13 protein-coding genes are annotated in these 17044 nt (G+C 68.5%); 6 read left to right on the top strand and 7 right to left on the bottom strand.

Annotation, left to right across the window (positions count from 1 at the left end; all coding sequences use genetic code 11):
• Complete coding sequence (locus ACAM51_RS09105; RefSeq protein WP_369643347.1) at window positions 1-1035, bottom strand: YcjF family protein; 1035 nt, start codon at window positions 1033-1035, stop codon at window positions 1-3.
• 381 nt (window positions 1036-1416) lie between these two features.
• On the opposite strand from ACAM51_RS09105, the gene ACAM51_RS09100 reads away from it, so the two are divergent.
• The 3 genes from ACAM51_RS09100 (at window position 1417) to ACAM51_RS09090 (ending at window position 4598) form a co-directional block, all read left to right on the top strand.
• Complete coding sequence (locus tag ACAM51_RS09100) at window positions 1417-2934, top strand: AMP-binding protein (RefSeq protein WP_369643346.1); 1518 nt, start codon at window positions 1417-1419, stop codon at window positions 2932-2934.
• Window positions 2935-3169: 235 nt separating this feature from the next.
• The gene (locus ACAM51_RS09095) at window positions 3170-3652 is read left to right on the top strand and encodes a GreA/GreB family elongation factor (protein WP_369643345.1); all 483 of its coding nucleotides are present in this window, start codon (window positions 3170-3172) and stop codon (window positions 3650-3652) included.
• A gap of 286 nt (window positions 3653-3938) precedes the next feature.
• Entirely contained in the window at window positions 3939-4598 is a 660-nt protein-coding gene (locus ACAM51_RS09090) for a DsbA family oxidoreductase (RefSeq protein WP_369643344.1), read from the top strand.
• Between the two features lie 142 nt (window positions 4599-4740).
• Here ACAM51_RS09090 and ACAM51_RS09085 read toward each other — a convergent pair whose 3' ends face one another.
• From ACAM51_RS09085 to cphA (ACAM51_RS09075), 3 genes are all read right to left on the bottom strand, one after another.
• Window positions 4741-5208, bottom strand: coding sequence for a CreA family protein (locus ACAM51_RS09085; protein WP_255594789.1), 468 nt, complete (start codon window positions 5206-5208; stop codon window positions 4741-4743).
• Window positions 5209-5255: 47 nt separating this feature from the next.
• The gene (gene cphA, locus ACAM51_RS09080; RefSeq protein WP_218296100.1) at window positions 5256-7832 is read right to left on the bottom strand and encodes a cyanophycin synthetase; all 2577 of its coding nucleotides are present in this window, start codon (window positions 7830-7832) and stop codon (window positions 5256-5258) included.
• 75 nt (window positions 7833-7907) lie between these two features.
• Entirely contained in the window at window positions 7908-10112 is a 2205-nt protein-coding gene (gene cphA, locus ACAM51_RS09075; protein ID WP_369643343.1) for a cyanophycin synthetase, read from the bottom strand.
• Between the two features lie 229 nt (window positions 10113-10341).
• On the opposite strand from cphA (ACAM51_RS09075), the gene ACAM51_RS09070 reads away from it, so the two are divergent.
• The 3 genes from ACAM51_RS09070 to ACAM51_RS09060 all read left to right on the top strand — a co-directional run bounded on the left by ACAM51_RS09070 (window position 10342) and on the right by ACAM51_RS09060 (window position 13933).
• Entirely contained in the window at window positions 10342-12648 is a 2307-nt protein-coding gene (locus ACAM51_RS09070) for an ABC transporter ATP-binding protein (protein ID WP_218296098.1), read from the top strand.
• 20 nt (window positions 12649-12668) lie between these two features.
• Window positions 12669-13166 (top strand): DUF1854 domain-containing protein, encoded by a 498-nt coding sequence (locus ACAM51_RS09065; RefSeq protein WP_369643342.1) that lies wholly within the window; start codon window positions 12669-12671, stop codon window positions 13164-13166.
• 335 nt (window positions 13167-13501) lie between these two features.
• Entirely contained in the window at window positions 13502-13933 is a 432-nt protein-coding gene (locus ACAM51_RS09060; protein WP_218296096.1) for a hypothetical protein, read from the top strand.
• Window positions 13934-14233: 300 nt separating this feature from the next.
• On the opposite strand, the gene ACAM51_RS09055 is transcribed toward ACAM51_RS09060, so the two are convergent.
• The 3 genes from ACAM51_RS09055 to gspF all read right to left on the bottom strand — a co-directional run bounded on the left by ACAM51_RS09055 (window position 14234) and on the right by gspF (window position 16947).
• Window positions 14234-14623, bottom strand: coding sequence for an EF-hand domain-containing protein (locus ACAM51_RS09055; protein ID WP_369643341.1), 390 nt, complete (start codon window positions 14621-14623; stop codon window positions 14234-14236).
• 154 nt (window positions 14624-14777) lie between these two features.
• Window positions 14778-15710: a 5'-nucleotidase gene (locus ACAM51_RS09050; protein WP_369643340.1), complete on the bottom strand. Its 933-nt coding sequence runs from the start codon at window positions 15708-15710 to the stop codon at window positions 14778-14780.
• A 4-nt stretch (window positions 15711-15714) separates the two neighbouring features.
• The gene (gspF, locus tag ACAM51_RS09045; RefSeq protein ID WP_218339709.1) at window positions 15715-16947 is read right to left on the bottom strand and encodes a type II secretion system inner membrane protein GspF; all 1233 of its coding nucleotides are present in this window, start codon (window positions 16945-16947) and stop codon (window positions 15715-15717) included.
• Between the last annotated feature and the right edge of the window lie 97 nt (window positions 16948-17044).

The raw sequence follows: 17044 nt of genomic DNA, 5'->3' as shown, positions 1-17044 counted from the left end.
TCAGGCGCCGCGCACCATGGCCATGATCTTGCCCGCATCCAGCGTGGCGGCCTTCTGCTGGATCTGCGGCAGGTACTGCGACTGCATCTGCTTGGCCGGGCCCAGCAGGTTCTGAAAGCTGTCGCGCAGCATGGCGGTGCTCATCACCCGGCCGCCCGCGTAGTAGCGCTTGGCCACCTGGCCCAGCGCATACGTGGTGGCAAACGAAAACGCCATGCCGGTGGCCGCGCTGCCTACGCCTCCAATGGTGCGGCCCGCCACCTTGCCCAGCAGGCCGCCGAGCAGCTTGCGGCCAAACTGCTCCAGGTACTGCGACGTCATGCCCACGCCCGCCGCGGCGATGAACTCCTTGATGTGGCCCTGGTCCAGCTCCACGCCGTGCGCCTTGCCGATGCCGTAGACCATCTTCACCTGCATCGGGATGATGGCCATCGACGCCCACGACTGCGGCAGCAGCTCCAGAGCGCCGTTGAGCATCGCGTAGTTCAGGATGGACTTGTCCAGCTCGGCATCGCCCGGGCCTGCGGGTGCGGGCACCGGCACGGATGCAGACGACGAAGAAGAAGGCGCCGACGCGGCGGCTGCTGCATAGGCCGCAGCACCAGTGGCAGCACCCGCCACCCCCCAGGGCACGGCCGAGGGGGCCGTCTTCTCGGCCGCGTCCACCAGCGCATCGGCCTCGTGCTCGAAGGCGGCGGTCTGCTGCGCGCCCAGCTGCAGCGCGGACTTGAGCGTGGCCAGGAACTGCGCCTCCGCCGGCGTCTGGCGGCCGTCCACGTCGCACACGCACACCGCCATCTCGTAGGCCAGCTGGCGGTGGCCGGGGTCGGTCAGCGCGGCGGCGGCGGCCTGCACCGTGGTGCGCTTGAGCAGCACGTCCTGGTAGATGCGCGGCAGGTCGGCCATGCCGCTGTCGCCCGCCAGCGACTGGGCGATGCGGCGGATCTCTTCACGCTCGGCGTCGTCCTTGGTGCCGTCCGCAAACGCGGCCAGCAAGGCGATGGTGAGAATGGATTTTTGCTGTTCTGGAGTCATGGGGTGCGGGCCTGCAAGGCCGTGAAATGGAGGGGGGCTGGCACGCTGCCCGTGCCAGAAGGCGGTGGGGCGGCGTGCGGAGTCAGGTGCAGTCTAGGGTGCGCGCTTTCAACGCCACGGCTTGTGGGGAATTGCGGGCATCTGGTAACCAGGTGCATCGCGGCGCCGGCTGCCAGCCCTGCGGCCCACCCGGGTTTCCCCTTGCGTAGTGGAGCGACTGTGCGCCCGGGCCTCTCTTGCGTACAGTGGCTGTCTCATGGCAAGGAGGCAAGGCATGCGGCAAGCGGCGACGACCAGCAGGGCAAGCAATACAAACAGTACGGGCAGTACGGGCAGTACCAGCAGGGCAGGCACCGCCATCCCCGGCGCGCGGGGCGTCCGATGAACATCGCCCACCTGCTGCGCCGCAGCGCGCAACTGCATGCCCACCAGCCCGCCGTGCTGCACGGCGACCGTGTGCTCTTCGACTACCAAACGCTGGGCGCACGCACCGCCGCGCTGGCCGCCAGCCTGCGTACACGCTACGGCGTGTTGCCCGGCGACCGCGTGGCCATCTACGCCGCCAATGCGCCCGAGTACCTGGAGGCGCTGCACGCCATCGTGTGGGCCGGCGCCGTGTCCGTGCCCGTCAACTATAAGCTGCACGCCAAGGAGCTGGCCTACGTGCTGGCCGACTCCGGTGCGCGCGTGGCGCTGGTGTCCGAGGCCCTGCACCCCGCCGCGCGCGAGGCGGGCGCAGACCCCGCAGCCACCCTGGTGCTGGGCTGCGCCGCCTACGATGCCGCCGTGCAGCACGATGCGCCCATGCACGTGCACGACCGCGCCCCGGAGGACATCGCATCGCTGTTCTACACATCCGGCACCACCGGCCGGCCCAAGGGCGTGATGCAGACGCACCGCAACCTGCTGGCCATGACGGCCTGCTACTTCACCGACGTGGACGACGTGCTGCCCGGCGACGCCATGGTCTACGCCGCGCCCATGTCGCACGGCGCGGGTCTGTACAACTACGCCCAGGTGCTGCGCGGCGGGCGGCACGTGGTGCCGGTGTCCGGCGGCTTCGACCCCGCCGAGCTGGTGCAGCTGGCCACATCGGTGGGCCAGCTCACCCTGTTTGCCGCGCCCACCATGGTGCACCGCCTGGTGGACCACGTGCGCGCTGCGGGTGCCGACGTATCGGGCTTCAAAACGATCATCTACGGCGGCGGCCCCATGTATGCCGACGACCTGCGCGCCGCCATGGCCGTGATGGGCGACGATCGCTTCGTGCAGATCTACGGCCAGGGGGAAAGCCCCATGACCATCACCGCGCTGTCACGCGCGCACCTGGCCGACACCACCCACCCCCGCTGGGCCGAACGTATGGCCTCGGTCGGCGTGGCGCAGTCGCTGGTGGAGGTGCGCGTGGCCGACGCCCAAGGCCAGCCCCTGCCCACGGGCGAGACCGGCGAGGTGCTGGTGCGCGGCGACACCGTCATGCCCGGCTACTGGAACAACCCCGACGCCACCGCGCGCACGCTGCAGGGCGGCTGGCTGCACACCGGCGACCTGGGCGCGCTGGATGCGGATGGCTTCCTGACGCTGAAGGACCGGTCGAAGGACGTGATCATCTCCGGCGGCAGCAACATCTACCCGCGCGAGGTGGAAGAGGTTTTGCTGCTGCACCCCCAGGTCCGCGAGGTGGCCGTGGTGGGCCAGCGCGATGCCGAGTGGGGCGAGGTGGTGGTGGCGTATCTTGTGGCGGGCGAGGGCGGGCCGGTGGGGGATGCGGTGCTGGATGGGCTGTGCGGAGAGCACATTGCGCGGTTCAAGCGGCCGAAGGTGTATCGGTGGGTGGAGGGGTTGCCCAAGAATAGTTATGGGAAGGTGTTGAAGACGGAGTTGAGGGGACGCGCCTAGAGATCGCGCGGCTTTGGCGGGCCGCAGCTTCAGGCGGGTTGCGGGCATGCGCCCCACTTTCGCGAATGGGTACCATCGGCCAGTTCCTGCCGTTCGATGCACCGAAATGGACGACACGACAGTGCCCAGGGCTGAAGTCAACCCGCAGCCAACAGAAGCGTCCAAGGCTGATGGAGCCCGGAGCCCTTCGCAATCAAGACCCACCCCCGCTTGTTCGAGATGCCGGCCCTTCATCATGGATAAATTCTTGCTGCGGCAGCAGGTGCTGGAACGGCTCGCCGAAGACCTGCTGCAAGCCGAACAGGCAGTGCGTGCGGCCCATGAAACGGCGACCCACGAAGAAAACATCGCCGAAAACAAATACGACACATTGGGACTCGAAGCCGCCTACCTGGCCACCGGCCAAGCCCGGCGCGCCGAAGCCATCCGCCAGGCGATGGCCAATTGGCGCCAATTCCGCCCGCGACCCTACGACGCCAGCAAAGGTATACAGCTCGGCGCACTGGTTTGCCTGGTCGACTCCGACGACAAGCGGCAGCAGCTCTTTCTCGGTCCGGATGGGGGCAGCATGAAGCTGGTCAACGGCGCCCAGCCCGTTCAGGTCATCAGCAGCGAAGCCCCACTGGGCAGGGCCATGCTGGGCAAATGCGAGGGGGATGAGGTGTCGATACAGGTCGCTCCAATCCGACAGCAGTTTGAGGTGCTGCGGGTTCAATAGGCCGCATGCAGGTTCACGCCGGATTGGCCCGGGTCAGCGGACGTTCAGGCGTGGTGAACGTACCGGCTGGATGGCAGGGCCTGCAGCCCTTTGCAACCGGCCGCTGGGTCCGAGAAGTCACTGGCGCATGCATGACCGCCGCGTGACCTGGACCGTGAGCTCAGGGGGCCGACATCACTGGCCGCTTCGCAGTCGGCGGCGCCGACCTGCTCAGTAAACCCCCTCCCACCACGGTTATCCCACCCCGCCTACCATCCCGTCCTTCTTCCCTTCCCAAGGCCCTCCCATGCCCAACCCCACCACCCTCAAGATCGATTTCGTCTCCGATGTCTCCTGCCCCTGGTGCATCATCGGCCTGCGGTCGCTGGAGCAGGCGGCGGACCGCCTCAAGGACGAGGTGGCGCTGGACCTGCACTTTCAGCCATTCGAGCTGAACCCGCAGATGGGCCCCGAGGGGCAGGACATCGGCGAGCACCTGCAAGAAAAGTACGGCGCCACACCCGCGCAGAGCCAGAAGAACCGCGAGGCCATCGCGGCGCGCGGCGCGGAGCTGGGCTTTACCTTCAGCATGGACAAGCGCAGCCGCATCTACAACACCTTCGATGCGCACCGGCTGCTGCACTGGGCCGAAGAGAAGGGCGTGCAGCCCGCGCTGAAGAAGGCGCTGTTCAAGGCCTACTTCACCGACGGACAGGACCCGAGCAACCACGAGGTGCTGGCGCGTGTGGCGGGCGAGGTGGGGATGGACGTGGCCGAGGCGCGTGCGCTGCTCGCATCTGATCGCTTCGCGGACGAGGTGCGCGAGCGGGAGCAGTTGTACCTGCAAAGCGGCATCCATTCGGTGCCGGCGATCATCATCAACGAGCGGCACCTGATCCAGGGCGGCCAGCCGGTGGAGGTGTTCGAGCAGGCGCTGCGGCAAATTGCGGCGCAGCAGGCTGGATGAGGTGATGCTATTGGATTAATAGCTGTTCGCGCTTGCCAGTCAAGCGGTAGAGGCTGTTTTTATCAACAGAAAAGGGGCTCAAGGCCCCTTTTCTGTTGGTGGTGACGTACGTCCCGCTACGGCGACGGACGGTGACTGCGTGTCACTTCCGCAGCGGGATGGCCGTGGCGCGGTCCACGGGCACGGCGGTCACGCTGTTCTGGGGCGATCCGTCCACCAGCTTTTCTGAATACGTCAGGTACACCAGCGTGTTGCGCGGGGCGTCCACCATGCGCACGATGCGCAGGCGCTTGAACAGGATGGACATGCGTTCGCTGAAGACTTCTTCCTGCTTCTTGAGCGGCTCGGGGAAGCTGATGGGCCCGACCTGGCGGCAGGCGATGGAGGCCTCGGCCCGGTCCTCGGCCAGGCCCAGCGATCCCTTGATGCCGCCGGTGCGCGCGCGCGAGACGTAGCAGGTCACGCCCTGCACGCCGGGGTCGTCGTAGGCCTCCACGATGATGTCGTGGTCGCGGCCCAGCCACTGGAAGGCGGTGTCCACCGTGCCGATCTTCTCGCCCGTGGCCGCCAGCGCCGGCAGCACCACGGCCAGTGCGCACGCCGCCGCCATGGCCCAGCGGCGGGCACGGCGCAGGCTGGTGGCGGTGGATGATTTCGTCACGCCGTGGCCCCGGCGTCGGCGCAGCGCTGTGCCAGATGGGCCAGCGCTTCCTCCACCTGGTCCACCAGCACCAGGCACAGGTCGCCGGGCTGCAGGCGCGCCAGGGCGGCGTCGATGGCGATGAATTCGCCGCGGATCTCTTCCACGTGCGTGGTGCGCGATGCGCCCACCAGGCCTTCGCGCAGCAGGGCCATCACTTCGCCGTCGGCACGGCCGCGCTGCGCGGCGTCCTGGTACAGGATCACGTCGTCGAACGCGGCACCCAGGATCACGGTCTGGTCGCGGATGTCCTCGTCGCGGCGGTCGCCCGCGCCGCTGATGACCACGCTGCGGCGCTTGGCGGGCAGCGCGTCCACGGCACCCACCAGGGCGCGCATGGCGTCGGGGTTGTGGCCGTAGTCGGCGATCACGGTGGCGCCCCGGTAGTCCATGATGTTGAAGCGGCCGGGCGCGTTGTCGCTGTCGTTCACGAAGCCCGACAGGCCGCGGCGGATGGTCTGCCAGGGCATGCCCACGCCCCAGGCGGCGGCCACGGAGGCCATGACGTTCTCGACCTGGAAGCCGATCTTGCCGTTGCGCGTGATGGGCACGTCGCGCAGGTGGATGGTCTCGCGCCACGAGCCTTCCGAGGCCACGATGGAGTCGCCGTCCACGTACACGGTGCGGTGGCCCTGCGCGCGGTGCGTGGCCATCACGGGGTGGTGGCGGTCGCTCGCAAAGAAGATGATCTTGCCGGGGCAGGCGGGCGCCATGGCCGCCACGATGGGGTCGGCGGCGTTGAGCACGCCATAGCCCGTGGTGGCCACGTTCTGCACGATCACGCGCTTGAGCACGGCCAGGTCTTCCACCGTGGTGATGTAGTTCAGGCCCAGGTGGTCGCCCGCGCCGATGTTGGTGACCACGGCCACCTGGCAGCGATCGAAACCCAGGCCTTCGCGCAGGATGCCGCCGCGCGCCGTCTCGAACACGGCCGCGTCCACCTCGGGGTGCAGCAGCACGTTGCGCGCGCTCTTGGGGCCGCTGCAGTCGCCGCTGTCGATCTGGCGGCCGTTCACGTACACGCCGTCGGTGTTGGTCATGCCCACGCGCAGGCCCTGGGCCGTGAACAGGTGGGCGATCAGGCGCGCCGTGGTGGTCTTGCCATTGGTGCCCGTGACGGCCACGACCGGAATGCGGCCGTCGTCGCCATGGGCGTACAGCTTGTCAACCATGGCCTGGCCCACGTTGCGCGGCTTGCCGTAGCTGGGTGCCAGGTGCATGCGCAGGCCGGGGGCGGCATTCACCTCGACGAAACCGCCGCCCTGTTCTTCGAGCGGGCGCAGCACGGTTTCTGCCACCATGTCGACGCCGCAGATGTGCAGGCCCACCATCTGCGCCGCGGCCACGGCGCGCGCGGCGACCTCGGGGTGCACGTCGTCGGTCACGTCGGTGGCGGTGCCGCCGGTGGACAGGTTGGCGTTGTTGCGCAGGATGACGCGCTGGCCCTTGGGCGGCACCGAGTCGGGCGTCAGGCCCTGCATGGCCAGGCGGGCCACGGCGATGTCATCCAGGCGGATCTTGGTGAGCGAGGTCGCGTGGCCTTCGCCGCGGCGCGGGTCCAGGTTGACCTGGTGGACCAGTTCGCGCACCGTGTGCTGGCCGTCGCCCAGCACCTGGGGCGGCTCGCGGCGTGCGGCGGCCACGAGCTGGTCGCCCACCACGAGCAGGCGGAAATCGTGGCCCGGCAGGAAGCGCTCGACCATCACCGTGCCGTATTCGGCCGCGGTGCGGAAGGCTTCCTCGAGCTGCGCGCGGTCGGTGATGTTCACCGTCACGCCCTTGCCCTGGTTGCCGTCCTGCGGCTTCACGACCACGGGCAGGCCCACCTTCTGGGCCACTTCCCAGGCCTCGTCGAGCGTCTCGACCGGCTTGCCCAGCGGCACCGGCACGCCGGCCGCATGCAGCAGGCGCTTGGTCAGGTCCTTGTCCTGGCCGATGGATTCGGCCACGGCGCTGGTCGAGTCGACCTCGGCGGCCTGGATGCGGCGCTGCTTGGAGCCCCAGCCGAACTGCACCAGGCTGCCGCGCGTGAGGCGCCGGTAGGGGATGCCGCGCGCCACGGCCGCATCCACGATGGAGCCGGTGCTCGGGCCCAGGCGCTCGTCTTCGTCGAGCTCGCGCAGCTTGGCGATCACCGCGTCGGCATCGAAGCCGCCGTGGCCGAGCGCGGCCTGGATGAGCTGCTGGGCGTCTTCGAACGCCTGGCGGCCCACGGCCTCTTCGCTGTACTCGACCACGACCTGGTACACGCCCGCGTCGGTGGTGGCGGTGGTGCGCGCGAAGGTCACGGGGCAGCCGGCCTGGGCCTGCAGGTTCAGCGCGGCCGTCTGCAGCACGTGCGCCAGGGAAATGTCGGTGCTCCCTTCGGCATGAAGGACGCCGATGGCGGGGAACAGGGCCCGCAGCCGCGCTTCGAATCCGGGCATCTGGCCAACGGCGCGTTCGGCTTCGGTGCAGGCAACCACGGCCTCGATGGCCATGTGGCGGCTCCAGAGGTTGGGGCCGCGCAGGGCCCGGGTGCGGGATACATCCATGGGGTCTCTTTCAGTAATCGTTCGGGGCTCGCGGGCCCCGTTCAAGTCGCGGGCGTTCGGTTCTCTACGGGCGGATCAGGAAGGCAGGCCCACCGGCGCCGGCAGGTCAGGCTCGAAGGTCTTGATGCCCGCGCCGATCAGGTCGGGGGCGATGTTGAGCGCCCACGCCGCGCCGATGGCGGCCAGCAGGGCATCGGTGTCCGGCACCACGGCGTTGCGCCCGAAGGTGAGGTCCGACAGCGAGCCCAGCACGTGCTCGGCGCTGCCGGTGGCCAGCACCACGCGGCCGTTCTTCACGATCACGGCGCGGCCGTTGTCCGTGGCGCGGTGCTCCACGATCACGGGCAGCGTGGCGTCCTGGGCGTACAGCACCACGGCGCCATCCGACAGCGGGGCGAGGTCTGCCACCTGGGGGATGGCCGCGTTCAGCACGGCGGCGCCCTCGGCCAGCACCACGTCGACCTGGGTGCGCATCACCTTGGTCATCTGGTCCTGCTCGTGCACGTCGAATTCGGCCAGGGTTTCCACGCCGTCCATGTCGGTCACCACGCCCACCTGGCAGCGGTCGTAGGCGAGGCCGTCGCGCAGGATGGTGCGCGCGTCGCTTTCGATCACGGCGGCCTGCACCATCTGGTTCATGAGCAGGCGGTGGGCGGCTTCCCAGTGGGCGCAGTCCGTGGTCTCGACGCAGCGGCGGTCCAGGAACAGGCCTTCGCGGCAGGCCAGGCCCGTGTGGTGCCCACCCAGGTGCAGCAGCCACGCCACCACGCGTGCGATGGTCGAGGTGCTGCGCGTGCCGGCCACGCCCACCACCGGAATGCGGCCGGCCTGGCCATCGCCGTCCTCGGACGGGAACAGGTGTTCCGCGATCGCCTGCCCCACCGGGCGCGGCGCGCCCACGGCGGGCTTGAGGTGCATCAGCAGGCCCGGGCCCGCATTGACCTCGACAATGGCGCCGCCCTGGGCATGCAGGGGCTTGGAAATGTCCCTGGCCACCATGTCGATGCCGGCGATGTCGAGGCCCACCACCTTGGCGGCCAGCTGGGCGATGTAGGCCACCTCGGGGTGCACGTCGTCGGTGCAGTCCACGGCCACGTTGCCGTTGCGCTGCACCACCACCTGGCGGCCGGCGGCGGGCACGGAGCTGGCGTCGAGGTCCTGGCGCTTGAGCTCGAGCTGCACCTTGGTGTCGGTCGCCAGGTCGATGATTTCGAGCGGGTACTCTTCCTCATAGCCCCGGCGCGGGTCGGAGTTGAGCTGGGTGTCGATCAGTTCCTTGACTGTGGAGCGCCCGTTGCCGGTGATGCTGACCACCTCGCCGCGCGCCGCGGCCACCACCTTGCCGCCCACCACCAGCAGGCGGTGCTCGTCGCCGGGGATGAAGCTCTCGACCATCACGTCGCTGCCCTCGGGGTAGGCCACGTGGTAGGCCGCCTCGATGTCTTCCTTCTTGCGCAGGTCCAGCGTCACGCCCCGGCCGTGGTTGCCGTCGGAGGGCTTGACCACCACGGGCAGGCCGATGTCCTCGGCCGCTTCCCAGGCTTCCTCGGGGCTGTTGACCACGCGGCCTTCGGGAATGGGCACGCCGCAGGACTTGAGCAGGCTCTTGGTCAGGTCCTTGTCGCTCGCGATGCCCTCGGCGATGGCGCTGGTGAATTCGGTCTCGGCCGTCCAGATTCGGCGCTGGCTGGCGCCATAGCCCAGCTGCACGAGGTTGCCGTCGTTCAGGCGGATGTGCGGGATGCCCCGGTCGGTGGCGGCCGTCACGATGCATGCGGTGCTGGGGCCCAGGTACTGGTCATCGACCTCGGTGCGCACGCGGGCCACGGCGGCCTGCACGTCAAAGGGCTCGTCGTTGATCGCCGCCATGATCAGGCCATGGCCCTGGGCCAGGGCCATGCGCGCCACCTGCTCGTCGCGGGCGCGGAACACCATGCGGTACACGCCGCGCTGCGAGGTGCTGCGGGTCTGGCCGAAGCCGGTGGGCATGCCCGCCAGGTTCAGCAGCTCGATCACGATGTGCTCCAGCACGTGGCCGCACCAGGTGCCTTCCTGCAGGCGCTGCAGGAACCCGCCGCGCTCGCCCACGCCGCAGTGGTGCTCGATCAGCGCGGGCAGCCAGGCGGTGAGGCGCTCGTTGAAGCCGGGGAGGAGGTTGGAGGGATGGTCCTCCAGTTCCCCCAGGTCCAGCCAGACCTCCAGCACGGGCCGGTAGGTCCAGATATTGGGGCCGCGCAGGTAGTTGATGCGAAGCAGTTGGATATCGTTGAGTTTCGCCATGGATTGCAGCGGGTGTGTTTCCGGCCTTTTGCGGGCCTTGCTGGGAAAAGGTGACTTTGTGGACGATGATTGTGCGCCAGACTGGAGCCGGGATGCGGTGTCAGCCAGATGACTGCCGCACACGTTACAGCGGGACGCCGCCGCGCCGTGGGGCGCAGTATGGGGGAGAATTCGCGCTTTCGCGAGATCGGTCACCGCAGGCTGCCGGGGGCGGAAATACCAACCAAAAATGCAACATCACCATTCTGTGGACGCCTCGGGTGTCTTTTCCGGCCCCGTGGGGGCCGATTTGCGGGCCATGCTCGCTCCCAAAGAGAACGTACTGGCAGCGCTCCAGGTTGACCTGAGCACGGCCCTGCGTTTCGCGGCGGGCTGGGTGGTGGTGACGTCCGAGCGCCTGCTGGCCTGCGATCCGGGTACCACCGCCTGGCGCGGCTGGCCCCTGGGCGACGGCCTGGCCCTGCGCCTGCAGGACCACGGGGGCGTGGGTTCGCTGGAACTGCACGATGCGCGGGCGCGCCTGGCCCTGTGGCGCTTCACCCTGTCACAGCATGCCCAGGCACTGCGCCTGGTGCAGCGTTTCGAGCAGCAAAGCGCGCGGGGCGAGGCGGACGCCGCCGAGGAGGCCGACGAGCCCACCTGTCCCACCTGCCACACGCCGCTGCCCCCCGATACGGAGGAGTGCCCGGCCTGTGCCCGCGCCCAGCCGCCCCAGACCTCCACCTGGGTGCTGCTGCGCCTGTGGCGCTTTGCCCGGCCCTACCGCAAGCAGCTGGCGGCCGGCTTCGGGCTGACGCTGGCCTCCACCGCCGCCACCCTGGTGCCGCCGTACCTCACCATCCCGCTGATGGATGACATCCTCATCCCGTTCCAGAACGGCAAGCAGATCGAACCGGGCCTGGTGCTGCTGTACCTGAGCGGCCTGCTGCTGTCCGCCCTGGCGGCCTGGGGCCTGTCCTGGGCGCGCACCTACATCCTGGCGCTGGTGTCCGAGCGCATCGGCGCCGACCTGCGCACCACCACCTACGAGCACCTGCTGCGCCTGTCGCTCGACTATTTCGGGGGCAAGCGCACCGGTGACCTGATGGCGCGCATCGGCTCGGAGACAGACCGCATCAACGTTTTCCTTTCCTTGCATGCCCTGGATTTCGTGACCGATGTGCTCATGATCATGATGACGGCGGCCATCCTGTTCTCCATCAACCCCTGGCTGGCGCTGGTCACCCTGGTGCCGCTGCCCTTCATCGCCTGGATGATCCATACCGTGCGCGACCGCCTGCGCACCGGTTTCGAGAAGATCGACCGGGTCTGGTCCGAGGTGACCAATGTGCTGGCCGACACCATCCCCGGCATCCGCGTGGTCAAGGCCTTCGCCCAGGAAAAGCGCGAGGCCCAGCGCTTTCGCGACGCCAACCAGCACAACCTGGAGGTCAACGACAAGCTCAACAAGACCTGGTCGCTGTTCACCCCCACGGTGTCGCTGCTCACCGAAATCGGCCTGCTCGTGGTCTGGGCCTTCGGCATCTGGCTGGTGTCGCGCAACCAGATCACGGTGGGCGTGCTCACGGCCTTCATCGCCTACATCGGGCGCTTCTACAGCCGGCTCGACTCCATGAGCCGCATCGTCTCGGTCACGCAGAAGGCGGCGGCCGGCGCCAAGCGCATCTTCGACATCCTGGACCACGTGAGCAATGTGCCCGACCCGGCCCAGCCGGTGAAGGTGGACAAGGTGCAGGGCGCCATCGCCATGCGCAACGTGGGCTTCCGCTACGGCAGCCGCGCGGTGATCAAGGGGCTGGACCTGGACATCCGCCCTGGCGAGATGATCGGCCTGGTGGGACACAGCGGTTCGGGCAAGAGCACCCTGGTGAACCTGATCAGCCGCTTCTACGACGTGAGCGACGGCTCCATCCAGGTCGATGGCGTGGACATCCGCCGCTTCGCCGTGGCCGACTACCGGCGCCACATCGGCCTGGTGTTGCAGGAGCCCTTCCTTTTCTTCGGCACCATCGCCGAGAACATCGCCTACGGCAAGCCCGAGGCCACGCGCGAGGAGATCGTGGCAGCCGCCCGCGCCGCCCATGCGCATGAATTCATCCTGCGCCTGCCGCACGGCTACGACTCGCTAGTGGGCGAGCGCGGCCAGGGCCTGTCGGGCGGCGAGCGCCAGCGCATCAGCATCGCGCGTGCGCTCCTGATCGACCCGCGCATCCTGATTCTGGACGAGGCCACCTCGGCCGTGGACACCGAGACCGAGAAGGAGATCCAGAAGGCGCTGGACAACCTGGTCCAGGGCCGCACCACCATCGCCATCGCCCACCGCCTGTCCACCCTGCGCAAGGCCGACCGCCTGGTGGTGATGGACCGCGGCGAGGTGGTGGAAGTGGGGCCGCACGACGAACTCATGGAGAAACAGGGCGCCTACTGGCGGCTGTACGAAGCCCAGGCCCGCCGCGCCGAGGAAGACGCGCAGGCCGCCGGCGTCATCATCGACAGCAGCCTGCTGCACCCGGCCCACCCGGCCGGCAATTCGTGACCGCCACCGTGGGAACCGCCATGAACACAACCACCTTCACCCTGGTGTCGCAGCCTGAATTCACCCTGGCCCGCAACCCGCACGGCCGGCTGGTCCTGACCCTGCCCGATGGCACCGTCCACGAAGGCATCACCCCCGTGCGGGCCTTCCCCATTGCCGCGCCGGCGCACGGGCTCTCCTTGATCGGTTCGGATGGCCACGAGCTGCTGTGGATCGACCGGCTCGACCAGCGGGAGGCCACCGCGCGCCAGCTCATCGAAGAAGAGCTGGAAGTGCGCGAGTTTGTGCCCACTATTGAAAAAATCGTTGCCGTGTCGAGCTTTTCGACCCCCAGCACCTGGGATGTGGAGACCGATCGCGGACCCGCCAAGCTGGTGCTCAAGGCCGAGGAAGACATCCGCAGGCTGGGGGGGCGCACCCGGCTGCTGATCGCGGGCGGGGACGGGGTCCAGTTCCGGGTCCAGGACACCACCGCGCTGGACCGGCATTCGCGCCGGCTGCTCGAACGCTTCCTCTGACGCGCCAGCCCCGCCATGCCGGGGCCCTTCCCGCACAGGATCGCCGGTAGCCCATGGTGGGCGTTTCGGGCCCGCCGCTGGCGCCTGCCGGCGGCATTCCACCCCAAAAAGCAACACGCAACCCGCGTGGTTGCCACCGCCTGCGTGTTCAATCCGCGTGCCCGGCCATTCATCAGGCCCTTTGGCGGCCTGAAAATCGCGACAAAGGTAGGTGAAAACCCTTAATTTTAGGCAATCGCTGAAAAAGACCTAAATTTCCCCTTCTTTTTGCCGTAATGAATGTACGAAGAGGCCAAAAGACCCTCTGTCATTCATCTCAACTACGGGCCATTGCCATGCAAATGCCACCTGTCGATCGATCGCCGAGTTGGCGTCCTCAGGGCGCTGATTTGTATTCCACTGGCGCCTCTGGCGCGCCACCGGTGCGTCCCATCAACGCATCCAACCCCGTCGAGTCCATGGACCGGATGGGCGAGGGCGCGATCGTGCGCGAGCCCGACAAGCCGTCGGCGCCCGACGTGGCGAACCGGGACTGGACCGAGGTGAAAAAAAAGGACACCGTGGAAGAACCGCCAGAGCCGCCCAAGGAGCCAATCTACAAGCAGCTGCTGGAGCTCATCCAGTCGATGTGGCGGGCCAGCGGCAGTGCGGTGGAAGTGGCGCAGGACATCAACCGGATGACCTTGCAGGAGCGCCTGGCCCAGCAGGTCAAGAACGAGCCGCTGACGTACTCGGACCCCAAGATCAAGCGCACGGGCGGCCTCTAGCCCGCCGCCGCCTGCGCTGCGTGCTGGGCCGGTGGCACCGGTACCGCGCTGCCCGCAGTGGCTGGTCCTTGCTTCTTTTGCATTTTTTGGCCGGTGGCGCGCAATGCTGCCGCCCGCAGCCCGTCCCTTGTGCGGATCGGCTTCCCATCCCCAGCGGCGCCTGCGGGGTGATGCTCCTAAAAATATAGCTGGAGGCAATTGTCCAGCAAGCGCAAAACACCTATTTGACCCCGGATCTGGCTGCCCGCGCTGCGCGCTTGCCTGCGGGAGAGGGATGGGCAGCCGTCCACCCGGGCGGGCTCAGGGCTGGCTGCCGGAGGCGGGCTGGCGGGCGGCCTGGGCTGCCTTGTTGCGGTCCCGCTCCGCGCGGTATTTGGCGGCGAAGACGCGAACCTCTTCGTACGACACGTAGCCGTCGCCGTCCGTGTCCGCCTCGTCAAACGCGGCCGCCAGGCGGGGAAAGAGCTTGACCTCGGTGCGGCTGAGCTTGCCGTCGCCGTTGAAGTCCAGCATCTTGAAATCGCGCATGGCCTTGATCTCGCCCTTGGTCTGCCCCGTGCCGGGCTCGGCGGGCGCGCTCGCCGCAGGCTCTGGCGGCGGTGCGGCAGGGGCCTGGGCCAGCGCGGCGGAGCCCATGGTGGCCAGCACGGCGCCCATCAGGCAGGCGGCCAGGGAAATTCTCTTGCGCAACACATCTTCCTTCGGTGGGGTTCGGGGGACGATGTTGGCACAGTTGGTGGGCCGCCGGCGGATTGCAACCGGGGCTTTGCAGGCTTTCACCCGGCGTTGCAGGACTTTGCAGAACTTTTCGCGGCAAGGGCCCGGACCATCGCCACCCCCTGACTCAGCCGCCCCCGGCACGCAGGGGGTTGGAGATGCCGCTGTTCACATGTCCCGCGGGCACATGGCGCGCTGCCGACGTCACGTGGCCCGTCTGGTCGTCGAAGAAGAAGTCCGGCTCGAACTCGCGCAGGAACTCGCCCTTGGGCAGGCCGCCTAGGAACATGGCTTCGTCCACGTCGATGTTCCAGTCCATCAGCGTGCGGATCGCGCGTTCGTGCGCGGGTGCGCTGCGCGCCGTGACCAGGGCCGTGCGGATGCGCATGCCGGTGGCGCCGCCGGATTCTCCGGCGGATTGCAGCCGGTGCAGCGCCGCGAGCAGGGGCTTGAAGGGGCCGTCGGGCAGGGGCAGGGCCGCCTTGTCGGTCTCGTGCTGCTGGAACGCGGCCAGGCCCTCGGCCTGGTACACCCGCTCGGCCTCGTCGGAGAACAGCACGGCGTCGCCGTCAAAGGCAATGCGCACTTCCTGCGGGTTCGCGTCGCCGGCCCGCACCGACTCGGTGATCACCCGCGCGGCGGGGTAGCCCAGGTGCAGGGCCTCGCGCACATCGGCCTCATTCGCCGACAGGAACAGGTGCGCGCCCAGCGGCCGCAGGTAGCGGAACGGGTCGCGCCCCTGGGTGAACACGCCGCGCTGGATGGTCGGCAGGCCATGGGCATTGCATGAGCGGAACACGCGCATGCCACTGACCGGGTCATTGCGCGAGAGCAGCACCACCTCCACCCGCTGGTGCTCGGAGGTGTTGAACGCGAGCAGCTTGCGCACCAGGGAAAACGCCACGCCGGGCGCGGCGGGCACATCCAGGCGCTGGCGCTGCAGCTCCACGTAGGCGCGGTCATCGCTCTCGTGTTCGAAGACGCGGTTTTCTTCCTCGAAGTTGAACAGCGCGCGCGAGGAGATCGCCACCACCAGCTTGTCGTCCAGGGTCACGGCCATAAAGTCACTTCACAAACTGATTCAGCTGGATGATGGGCAGCAACACGGCCAGCACGATCAGCATCACGATCATGCCCATGCCGACGATGAGCAAAGGCTCCAGGATGGTGGCCAGCGCCATCGCGCGGCGCTGCACCTCGGTGGAAAGCTGCCGTGCGGCGCGCTGCAGCATCACCGGTAACTGCCCGGTCTGCTCGCCCAGGCGCGCGAACATCGACAGCAGGCCGGGAAAACGCTTTTTCTGTGCCAGCGCCGAGGCCAGGGGCGCCCCTTCGCGCACCAGCACCAGCGCGTCCAGCGCGTCGGCGCGCAGCGCGCGGTTGTTCAGGGTTTCGGCGGCGGCCTGCAGGGCTTTCAGGATGGGCACGCCCGCGCCCGCCAGCATGGCCAGCGTGCCGGCAAAGCGCGCCGCGTTGTAGCCGCGCGCCAGCTTGCCCACGAGGGGCAGGTTGAGCCAGGCGGCATCGAATTTTTCACGGATATGCCCAATGGTCAGTGCCCAGCGTGCGCCAAAAACCATCAAGACAAAAGCAATCAGCACCATCAAGCCATAGCTGCGCACAAAAGCGCTGATACCCAGCATGGCCACCGTGAGGAACGGCAGCGCCCGCTTGGTGCCCGCGAACACGCTGGCCACCTGGGGCACCACGTAGCCGACGAGGAAGAGCACGATCACGATGGCCACGATGGTCACGATGGCCGGGTACAGCGCAGCGCCCACCAGCTTGGCCTTGATCGCCTGGCGCTCTTCCAGGTCGTCGGCCAGGCGCTCCAGCACCAGGCCCAGGTTGCCGCTGTGTTCGCCCGCGCCGATCACGGCGCAGTAGATGTCCGAGAACTCGCGCGGGTGCTGCGACAGCGCGCGGGCGAACGTGGCGCCGGCATTCACCTCGGCGCGCAGCGCGGCCACCAGGTGGCGCTGGCGCTCGTCGTCGGCCTCTTCCGACAAGGCGGTGAGGGCGCGTTCGAGCGGCAGCCCGGACGACACCAGCCCGGCGATCTGGCGCGTCCAGATGGCCAGCGCGGTGGCACCGAACACCGGCCGGGTGAACAGCCGCTGGCCGAGGCTGGCGGCGCTCCCGTCCAGCGACTGTCCGGTCTGCACCAGTTCCACGGCCAGCGGCACCAGGGCCTGGGCCCGCAGCAGGCTGCGCGCCGCCTTGGCGGTGTCGGCCTCCATGAGGCCCTTGCGGGTCTGGCCCTGGGCGTCCAGGGCTTCAAAGGAAAAAGCGGGCATGCGGGCGTGGGTGGTAAGGCGTGGGCGTCAGGAAATCACACAACGGTGGGTGGAGGCAGAAATGCCCTGCAGTCCGAGATGGTAGCCGCTACCCGAG

Origin of the sequence: Acidovorax sp. A79, from assembly GCF_041154505.1 — a bacterium.
Lineage (GTDB): Bacteria > Pseudomonadota > Gammaproteobacteria > Burkholderiales > Burkholderiaceae_C > Acidovorax.
The sequence above is the reverse complement of the archived record's forward strand: the minus strand, read 5'-3'. Positions and strand labels throughout refer to the sequence as shown.

Bases quoted from the DNA above. Each gene is read 5' to 3' on its own strand.
- ACAM51_RS09105 (WP_369643347.1), bottom strand. From the start codon at position 1,035: ATGACTCCAGAACAGCAAAAATCCATTCTCACCATCGCCTTGCTGGCC.
- ACAM51_RS09100 (WP_369643346.1), top strand. From the start codon at position 1,417: ATGAACATCGCCCACCTGCTGCGCCGCAGCGCGCAACTGCATGCCCAC.
- ACAM51_RS09095 (WP_369643345.1), top strand. From the start codon at position 3,170: ATGGATAAATTCTTGCTGCGGCAGCAGGTGCTGGAACGGCTCGCCGAA.
- ACAM51_RS09090 (WP_369643344.1), top strand. From the start codon at position 3,939: ATGCCCAACCCCACCACCCTCAAGATCGATTTCGTCTCCGATGTCTCC.
- ACAM51_RS09085 (WP_255594789.1), bottom strand. From the start codon at position 5,208: ATGGCGGCGGCGTGCGCACTGGCCGTGGTGCTGCCGGCGCTGGCGGCC.
- cphA (WP_218296100.1), bottom strand. From the start codon at position 7,832: ATGGATGTATCCCGCACCCGGGCCCTGCGCGGCCCCAACCTCTGGAGC.
- cphA (WP_369643343.1), bottom strand. From the start codon at position 10,112: ATGGCGAAACTCAACGATATCCAACTGCTTCGCATCAACTACCTGCGC.
- ACAM51_RS09070 (WP_218296098.1), top strand. From the start codon at position 10,342: ATGCAACATCACCATTCTGTGGACGCCTCGGGTGTCTTTTCCGGCCCC.
- ACAM51_RS09065 (WP_369643342.1), top strand. From the start codon at position 12,669: ATGAACACAACCACCTTCACCCTGGTGTCGCAGCCTGAATTCACCCTG.
- ACAM51_RS09060 (WP_218296096.1), top strand. From the start codon at position 13,502: ATGCAAATGCCACCTGTCGATCGATCGCCGAGTTGGCGTCCTCAGGGC.
- ACAM51_RS09050 (WP_369643340.1), bottom strand. From the start codon at position 15,710: ATGGCCGTGACCCTGGACGACAAGCTGGTGGTGGCGATCTCCTCGCGC.
- gspF (WP_218339709.1), bottom strand. From the start codon at position 16,947: ATGCCCGCTTTTTCCTTTGAAGCCCTGGACGCCCAGGGCCAGACCCGC.